A 379-nucleotide genomic window follows, 5' to 3' on the forward strand; every position below is an offset into this window, starting at 1 on the left:
TAGTTGGTGATTTGTTGATTCATCTCCTTCCACACCTGTCCTGCCAGTCCACGGTTGCGCGGCAGCACCCGGCGAACGGCGTTCAGCATCTGCTCTTTGTCTTTCAGCAGGAAGAAGACCATCAATGGTACCAGCACCAGATAGACGGCAATGGTCAGCAAACCGACCAACGAGGCGAGGGAAATTTTCACCACCGAGTCCCCCATACTGAGCATCCGGCTACGCATATTTTCAGCCATTGCATCAATAATCCCCGCATCCATTAATGCCGGATAGCGGCGCGGTAACGTGGCAGCAAAATCAGAAAGTTTATTAAGCATCCCTGGCATATCGCGGATTAAGTAGATGCCCTGCTGCCAGGCGATAGGCAGTACCACGA

General features: G+C 52.5%; 1 protein-coding gene. It reads right to left on the bottom strand.

Annotated features, from left to right (window positions below; genetic code table 11):
- The coding region (locus tag I6F38_RS43655; RefSeq protein ID WP_225164748.1) for an AI-2E family transporter at positions 1-379 on the bottom strand (379 nt) is incomplete at both ends.

Source organism: Bradyrhizobium sp. BRP56 (genome assembly GCF_020194035.1).
Classification (GTDB): Bacteria; Pseudomonadota; Alphaproteobacteria; order Rhizobiales; family Xanthobacteraceae; genus Bradyrhizobium; species Bradyrhizobium australafricanum.